General features: G+C 52.2%; 4 protein-coding genes. All 4 read left to right on the top strand.

What is annotated here, in order from left to right; translation table 11 throughout:
- Window positions 1-479: 479 nt before the first annotated feature.
- The 4 genes from EKD03_RS18370 to EKD03_RS06615 are packed head-to-tail and all read left to right on the top strand — an operon-like array spanning window position 480 to window position 8,204.
- Window positions 480-854 (top strand): 3'-5' exonuclease, encoded by a 375-nt coding sequence (locus EKD03_RS18370; protein ID WP_161569197.1) that lies wholly within the window; start codon window positions 480-482, stop codon window positions 852-854.
- The gene (locus EKD03_RS06625) at window positions 851-3,721 is read left to right on the top strand and encodes a type I restriction endonuclease subunit R (protein WP_129628852.1); all 2,871 of its coding nucleotides are present in this window, start codon (window positions 851-853) and stop codon (window positions 3,719-3,721) included. The genes EKD03_RS18370 and EKD03_RS06625 overlap by 4 nt, the downstream gene beginning before the upstream one ends.
- A complete protein-coding gene (locus EKD03_RS06620) occupies window positions 3,718-4,059 on the top strand; it encodes a M48 metallopeptidase family protein (RefSeq protein WP_129628850.1) in 342 nt (113 codons plus the stop codon). Before EKD03_RS06625 ends, EKD03_RS06620 begins: the two co-directional genes overlap by 4 nt.
- Before the next feature lie 41 nt (window positions 4,060-4,100).
- Window positions 4,101-8,204 (top strand): AAA domain-containing protein, encoded by a 4,104-nt coding sequence (locus EKD03_RS06615; protein WP_129628848.1) that lies wholly within the window; start codon window positions 4,101-4,103, stop codon window positions 8,202-8,204.
- Window positions 8,205-8,292: the final 88 nt, after the last annotated feature.

Below are 8,292 nucleotides of genomic sequence, written 5' to 3'. Positions count from 1 at the left end.
CGCTACGGGCGACGCAAGGAGCATGATCTGGCACGAAAGACCGTCTTTATCCGTACATACGTACTGCGTAAGGTGAGTTACAAAGTAAACCGAAGCGAAATCTGGGAGATATAGCTATCCTTTATCCCACAGGATATTATGGTGATGAAATGGCTAGGGCATGTGAAACTTTTAATCTGCCATATATTCGCCTTGATAGTAGGGCGAGTTATCCGCGAACACGATTGACACGCTGGATCGAACTCTGCGCGCGTTGGTGCAATGGTGGATGGGAAAATGCTCAACCCAGATATGATGATCTTGTACGTGCTTGGCTAGGCTGGAATCGGTGGGCTAATAGCTCAGTTCAAAGGATTATTGTTGAGAGGCAGCTATCTTTTTTTCTCTTAGACCATCAAAACATTGATTGTAATTTGCGAGTATGGCTTAATTCATTGTATCAAACTTGTCTTGTCCCGTTGTTTACTCAGCAACGTGAGATGGCAGAAGAGCAAGAAGCTTTTAATAAACTACTTACACTCACAGAACCAAAAAAGCGGTTTGCGGACTTCTCGGTACGAATGTTTTCTGAACAGAATAGTTCGTCTAGTCACTTGAATTTAATTACACTCCATGGTGCAAAAGGTACCGAGTTCGATAGTGTTGTGCTTATGGGTATTGATAGAGGTGTTTTGCCTCGTCGGAATGTAAATCAAAGAGATCAAAAGGAAAGCCGGCGTCTGTTTTATGTCGGAATTACCCGCGCTAAGAGTGAAATACACATCGTATGTGCCAGTGAAGGCGAAAATACTCGTGGTCATTTAGTGGGACCATCCCCCCTCGTTCTAGAATTGCAACGGAGGTTAGGTAAATGACCGAACGCACCGCCGTCCAAAACCCTATGCTCCGTTACGCTGAGGCGATTGGTTGGAAGTATGTGCCGCGTGAAGAAGCTCTGCGCCTGCGTGGCGGTGAAACGGGGCGTATCTTTACTGAGGTACTAACTACTCAGTTGCGTACACTCAATCCTGGAGTTGTGGATGTCACACAAGCCAGTGAGATTGTGCGCCAACTCAGTTTGCTCAACCCAACCATCGAGGGCAACCGCGATGCCTTGGCATGGCTGCGTGGCGAGCGCTCGGTCTTCGTGCCAGAGGAGCGCCGCGAGCGCAACGTGCGCCTGATCGACTTCGATCAGCCTGACGCTAACGTCTTCCAGGTCACGGATGAGTGGACGTATCGTGGCACCGTTTATGCTAATCGGGCCGATGTGGTCTTCCTGATCAACGGCATCCCCATTGCCTTGGCCGAGACCAAGGCCGCTGCTAAAAAGGATGGCCTAGAGGATGGTGTCGCTCAGGTACGCCGTTACCACCGCGAGACTCCTGAATTGTTGATCACCCCGCAACTCTTCGAGGTGACGCAATTGCTCGACTTCTTCTACGGTATCACCTGGAACACCAGCCGTAAGAGTCTCTTCAACTGGAAAGAGGAAGAGCCGGGGAACTACGAGCGTAAGGTCAAAGCCTTCTTCGACCGTGCCCGACTGCTCAGGGTACTGCGCGACTACATCGTCTTCCTCAACCGTGATGATACATTGAGCAAGCTAATCCTGCGCCAGCACCAGACACGTGCGGTTGAACGTGTGCTGGAGCGCGTGGCCGAGCCGACTAAACAACGCGGGTTGATCTGGCATACCCAGGGTAGCGGTAAGACCCTGACGATGATTACCATTGCCAGCAAGTTGCTGCGTGAGGCCCCTGATGGCGAAAAGCCTACCGTGCTGATGATTGTTGATCGCAATGAACTAGAGGCTCAACTCTTTAAGAACATCACTGGCTACGGGATTGCTACTCTAGAGGTGGCCGCGAGTAAGCGCGACCTTCAGAAGTTGCTTGCCGACGACTATCGTGGCTTGATCGTTTCGATGATTCACAAATTCGACTCCATCCCAGCCAATCTCAACCTGCGCCATAGTGTGGTGGTGCTAGTAGATGAAGCCCATCGTACCACCGGCGGCGATCTCGGTACCTACCTGCTGGCTGCACTTCCCAACGCTACCTACATCGGCTTCACCGGCACGCCCATTGACAAACTGGCTAAGGGCCAGGGCACATTCAAGGTCTTTGGTGTGCATGATGCCCAAGGCTACCTCGACAAATACAATATTGCCGAGTCGGTCGAGGATGGCACCACCGTGCGCCTCAACTACGCCCTAGCCCCCTCTGATCTGCGGGTGGATCGTGAAATGCTGGAGCGTGAGTTCCTCGACCTCGCCGATGCTGAAGGTGTGAGTGACTTCGAGGAACTGAACGCGATTTTGCGTAAGGCAGTGACGCTCAGTGAAGCCCTCAAATCCGCGCAACGGGTTGCACAGGTCGCCGCCTTTGTCGCCCAGCATTTCCGTGAGAATGTTGAGCCACTGGGCTTCAAGGCATTCTTAGTAGCGGTGGATCGTGATGCCTGTGTACGCTACAAAGAGGCACTCGATCTCCAACTACCCAAAGACTATAGCCAAGTCGTCATTTCACCTGCCCACAACGACCCGGAACGGCTCAAGGCTCACTACCTAAGTGCCGAGCAAGAGAAGGATGTTCGCAAAGCGTTTACCCAGAAGGGAACTTCCCTGAAGATTCTGATTGTCACCGAAAAATTACTTACCGGTTTTGATGCCCCGATCCTCTACGCAATGTACCTGGATAAGCCCATGCGCGACCATGTGTTGCTCCAAGCCATCGCCCGTGTCAACCGGCCCTACGAAGATGACGATGGTCTCGTCAAGCCCTATGGTTTTGTATTGGACTTCGTGGGCATCTTTGAGAAGTTAGAGCGTGCGTTAGCCTTCGACGCCGATGTCGTTACCTCAGTACTCCAGAATCTCGATGTGTTACGCAACCTCTTCGCCACCCAGATGCACGAAACTGCTCCACACTACCTCCCACTCACCCGTGGATGGGACGACAAGGCCAAGGAGTGCGCCATCGAACACTTCGAGGCCAAAGAACAACGCGAAGCGTTCTATACCTTCTACCGCCAGATCCAGATGGTTTACGATGTACTTTCGCCGGATGCCTTTTTACGCCCCTATCTGAACGACTACGAGGCGCTAGCTGCCCTCTATCACCTTATTCGTACTGCTTATAGTGCACGCCCCTATACTGATCGCGATCTGACCGACAAAACCCGCACGCTGTTGCATGAGCACACCACGCTCTACAACCTAACCCCACCGACTACCATCCACAGTCTGGGGGCGGAGGAACTGACGGCACTCAAGCAGTCGGACAGTTCGGATACAGTGAAGGTGCTAAACCTGCGGCGGGCGCTGGCGAAGGTGGTAGATGAGCAGGCCACCAGTCAGCCCTTCCTGATCTCGATTGGCGAACAGGCCGAGAGTGTTGCACAAGCCTACGAAGATCGCCAACTAACCACCCAGCAGGCGTTAGCCGCCTTTGAGGCGCTGGCAAAGCAAGCGACCGAGGCAGCGGCTGAACGTCAGCGCCTAGGGCTTGACGCCAACGGCTACGCGATCTATGTAACACTCACCCCCTACCTCGCGACCATCACCAGTGAGCAGATCAACACACTAAACGCCATATTCCAGCACTACCCGGATTACGGCTGGGATAACCAGCAGGAGAGCGCACTACGAACTGCTCTCTACCAAGCGATGCTGCCGCTAGTTGGCCAACAATACTTTATTGCGGCGACAACTACACTGATGAAACTCCAACGTGTATGAGTGAGAATAGTAGATCGGCGACTACGGGGGCATGGCATGACGCCGAAGAGCTACGCTGCGCCGTGCGCCAGTGGGCGGCGCGGATCGGCGTGCGGGTCGCTCGTATCCAGGTGCGCGAACTACGCACCAAGTGGGCCTCCATGTCCACTGCTGGCAACCTAACCTTAAGCCGTGCATTAGTGACCATGCCACGCGACATTGGCGAATACGTGATCGTCCACGAATTGGTTCACCTAATCGCACCCAACCATGGTAAAATTTTCAAGAGTTTTATGCTGGCATATTTGCCAGATTGGAAAGAGCGCGAAGGAAGAATCAACGGTCAAGGATTAGTGTAAGTATTTTGTGTATTTTGGCCGAAAATAATGGAGAATTGAGGATGACATTCCACGTTTCATCTTTGTCTCAAGATACCGACCGTCGGCAGTGTGTTGATGCCGCACGCGAACGCTGGCGGAAAAACCTCATTAATCTGACACGTAACAATCCGCTACTCTACTACCAACCTCTAAAGACAAGTACACTTGAATTTAACAATAATGTAGATAAAGATGTATTACAAACATTTTTATCAGGTCAAAGTGTTAGTCTTCGTGATCTCTTTCCAACTAACCTCCATCAGCAGGTACTTCATAAGGCCAACCAGATAAGCATGTATGCCAAGGCCAGCCAGGAAGAAAAGGGCATCGAAACACTGTTTCTGGGAATTGGTCTTATGACATGGGAAGCATCAACTGTAGGTCGTCCTCCTGCCGCCCCTATTATTCTCCAACCAGTACAGATCACGATGGCACCTCGTAAAGGTGATGCACATTTGCAGTGTGTAGGCAATCCGCGAATTAACGATGTGCTACTGTATGCGCTTGCGCATGAACATGGCCGTACCGCAGCGCTAGAATTGCAGAGTCAGGGTGAAGAAGAGATCGATTCGATTTTAGGCTACCTGAAAACAGTTATACTTCGCCTCGCTCCCATCACCCGTGGTATCCCAGGACTGAAGACCGGACTTCAAATCGTACTGCGCAACTTTACGTTTCAGAAACTGGGGATCGTGAATGATCTCCTCAAGCATGCTGACGAACTCGCCGCACATGATCTGATTGCTGCTATTGCCGGTGATCCGGTAGCACGAGAGTGCATCCAGGATTCACGTACACCGATAGATGCCCACAGCCTTGATCGCCGTTCCCCAGATCACGACTTCCTGATACGTGATGCCGATTCCAGTCAGCAGCGAGTAATTGCAGCGGTACTTGCGGGGCAGAGCGGAGTTATTCAGGGGCCTCCCGGCACCGGCAAGAGCCAAACTATCGCCAACTTAATTGCCACCCTGGCAGCCAACGGAAAGCGTGTGCTCTTTGTGGCCGAAAAGCAGGCCGCTCTGGAAGTGGTGCGCCGTCGGCTACACGAAGACAAGTTGAGCCATCTTGTCCTGAATATCCATGATGGTTCAATAGCGCACCGCACGATTCTTGATCAATTCAATCGGTCACTCGCAGAAGTGCAGCAGGCTCGCCCGGTTGATACGCGCTATGTTCACCAACAATTTGTAGCGCATCGGGGGTATCTGAATGATCATGTGCGCTGCCTCCATGCGTCCCGCCTACCAGCAGAGCTAAGTGTGTACGGTCTTCGAGGTGCATTACAGCGTATTCCCGCAACTCGCACACCACAAACCCGTTGGCGCAATGCAGACCTGGCCAGTATCACCCTCAATAAAGCCCTGACCGTTCGATCACTCCTCAGCGAGGCGAGTGGAATAAGTGCTTTGTTTCTTGGCCTGCATCCTTCACCGTGGCAACATGCGCGTTTATCCAATCGTGCGATAGTCGAGAATGCCATCACACTTGTTGACCGCCTAGCCCTCAGGCGACTACCTCAGATGATAGAGGCTACCAGACAAGCCGTTGCGCACGCAGATCTGCCGCCTCCCACTACCGTCGCTCAGATCTTGATTTTGATCGATCTCCTCCCCTACATCGCAGCAACGCTGACAGACTATGAACGATCCTTATACGACGAAGATCTCATGACTCTGGTGGAGCGCCTCGCACCAGCGGGAGAGGGTTGGTTTCGCGCACTCTGGTATCTGGTGATTGATGGCGAGTATTTGCGTACCTATCGGCGAACAAGCAAATATGTGAAGCGCCGTGGCTTCGTCTGGCCATGGACAATTCACGAAGCGATTACCGAAGTAGCACCCTACCAAGAGCAATGGCTCGCGACCCTGGGCCAGGATGCATCTGTTCCAGAACAAGCACAACTTGAAGCGGTGCATGCGGCATTGGAAAGCGCTGCTGCACCTGAGGCCAACGATGATCTGATGCTGCTGGCAAACGTCTTTACCAAGAAGAGTCTCCTTCAGCGTTATTGTCGTACTGACCAACTCGACACGGCACGATTTCATCATCTTCAAGCCTTTTTAGCGCACCTGCGGGCAGATGAGCAAACGCCCTATCTGATGCCACGAGTCTATGAGATCCGTAGCATGCTCCAGCACCTGGGTGTAACCTTGCTCCTTCGCGAACTTCGTGAGCAACAGCCTGCGCCAGAAAGTTGGGTGCCTTTCTTTGAGCGTGCCTGGCTCACTTCTTGCCTTGAGCAAGCACACCGCGACGACCCTGCACTCATCACCTTCCAGGGACAAAAGCATCAGCAGGTCGTTGACGAGTTCCAACAGGCCGATCATGATCGTATCCAGATGACTGCAGCACGTGTGCGCCGGGTGCATGCAGAGCATGTGCGTGATGCACGAAATACCTATCGTGATCAGGATATCCTTATCCAAGCGGAGATTCAAAAGAAACGTGGGCATCTTCCATTGCGGAGGCTGGTTGAGCGCACCAGCGATCTCCTGATAACACTTTGCCCATGTTGGATGGCAAGTCCACTCTCCGTTAGCCAGTTCATTCCCGCTGATAAACGCTACTTCGATGTCGTTATCTTTGATGAAGCCAGTCAGGTCGTTCCGGAGGATGCCATTGCAGCCTTACTACGTGGCACAACGGTCGTTGTTGCTGGCGATAAGCATCAACTACCGCCAACCTCCTTCTTCGCAGGAGGAAATACAGATAACAATGATGAAGATCAAAGCGCACCCGAACAAGGATTTGAGAGCCTTATCGATCTTATGAGTGCCTTTTTGGAACCATGGCCACTTCTTTGGCATTATCGAAGTCGCGACGAGTCACTAATCGCCTTCGCCAATAAGCATATCTACGAGAACAACTTGATCACTTTCCCTGCACCCCGCCACGCCTCGGCAGTAAATCATGTGCTTGTACAAACTGTTTCAAATGATAATGAAGACAGTAGTGCATCTGAGGTTAGAAAGGTCGTGGCATTAATTCTTGAACATGCAGAACAGAATCCAACAGTAAGCCTGGGAATTATTACGCTTGGAATTACGCATATGCAGCGTGTTCAGTCAGCACTTGATGCCGCGATCAAGGAGCGCAGGGATCTCGATGATTTTTTTGCCGCGAGTAAACCAGATCCCTTCTTCATTAAAAATCTAGAGCGGGTACAAGGAGATGAACGCGATGCGATCATCCTCAGCTTGGGGTATACTAAACATCGTTCTGGGCGGCTGAACTATAGCGTGTTTGGCCCATTACTCAAATCTGGTGGTGAGCGTCGTCTTAATGTCGCGATTACCCGTGCGCGCCAGCGCATAACCGTGGTTTCATCGTTCGACCACACGGATATGTCGCCAGGGAAATCTCAGGCGCGCGGCGTCGAGCTATTGCGTGAATACCTAGCCTATGTAGCGGCGCATGGTGTACTTCTAGAGACATCCCACGATCAGGGAGCAGATGCGCTTGATACCTTTGAGAGCGACATCTACGAGACACTAACGGCACGTGGTCTTCATCTCCAACCCCGGTTCGGCGCCTCTGAGGCGCGAATAGCCTTCGCGGTCAAGCATCCTCACCGGACAGATGAGTATGTCCTCGCTATTGAGACTGACGGCCCAGCCTACTATGCCGCGCCTACCGCATCTGATCGTGATCGGTTGCGCCCACTTCAGCTTCGCAGGCTCAACTGGTGCTATCACCGCATCTGGTCACTCGATTGGTATCAGCGGCGGGAACAAACGATTGAGGCAGCTTTGCAAGCCTATGCTAAGGCACTGCATGTAGCTGATAAGCGCTATTATGCAGCAGAGCACGTCCCTGCCCCCGCTCAAGAACCTCTGCCTTCTGTAGGGGAGATTGAGGATGAGGAAGAGAATGAACCCACACCTCCCGCACGAGCGTCGCGACCGAATATTCTGCGAGGACTCCCGATTGGTTCCTACGTGCGCACCGAGCTTATTGCAGTAGTCCGCTGGATCAACTCTGATGGCATCCTACGAACCGATGAGGAGATCATGGAAGAGCTACGAAAGGATCTGGAGTTTAAACGCATAGGTTCACGCATGCGTGAACAATTCCAAACAGCAATTGACATGGAACGACGTAGTCAGCGACAGATAGACTAAATAATAACACCCATGGATCTGGTCAATCAGCGTTACAGCTCGTCCATAGCGGTAGTATGCCTAATCCTCCTATTTCTGGCAACCCAAA

Origin of the sequence: Candidatus Oscillochloris fontis (genome assembly GCF_004138135.1) — a bacterium.
GTDB lineage: Bacteria > Chloroflexota > Chloroflexia > Chloroflexales > Chloroflexaceae > Oscillochloris > Oscillochloris fontis.
The sequence above is the reverse complement of the archived record's forward strand: the minus strand, read 5'-3'. Positions and strand labels throughout refer to the sequence as shown.

Bases quoted from the DNA above. Each gene is read 5' to 3' on its own strand.
- EKD03_RS18370 (WP_161569197.1), top strand. From the start codon at position 480: ATGGCAGAAGAGCAAGAAGCTTTTAATAAACTACTTACACTCACAGAA.
- EKD03_RS06625 (WP_129628852.1), top strand. From the start codon at position 851: ATGACCGAACGCACCGCCGTCCAAAACCCTATGCTCCGTTACGCTGAG.
- EKD03_RS06620 (WP_129628850.1), top strand. From the start codon at position 3,718: ATGAGTGAGAATAGTAGATCGGCGACTACGGGGGCATGGCATGACGCC.
- EKD03_RS06615 (WP_129628848.1), top strand. From the start codon at position 4,101: ATGACATTCCACGTTTCATCTTTGTCTCAAGATACCGACCGTCGGCAG.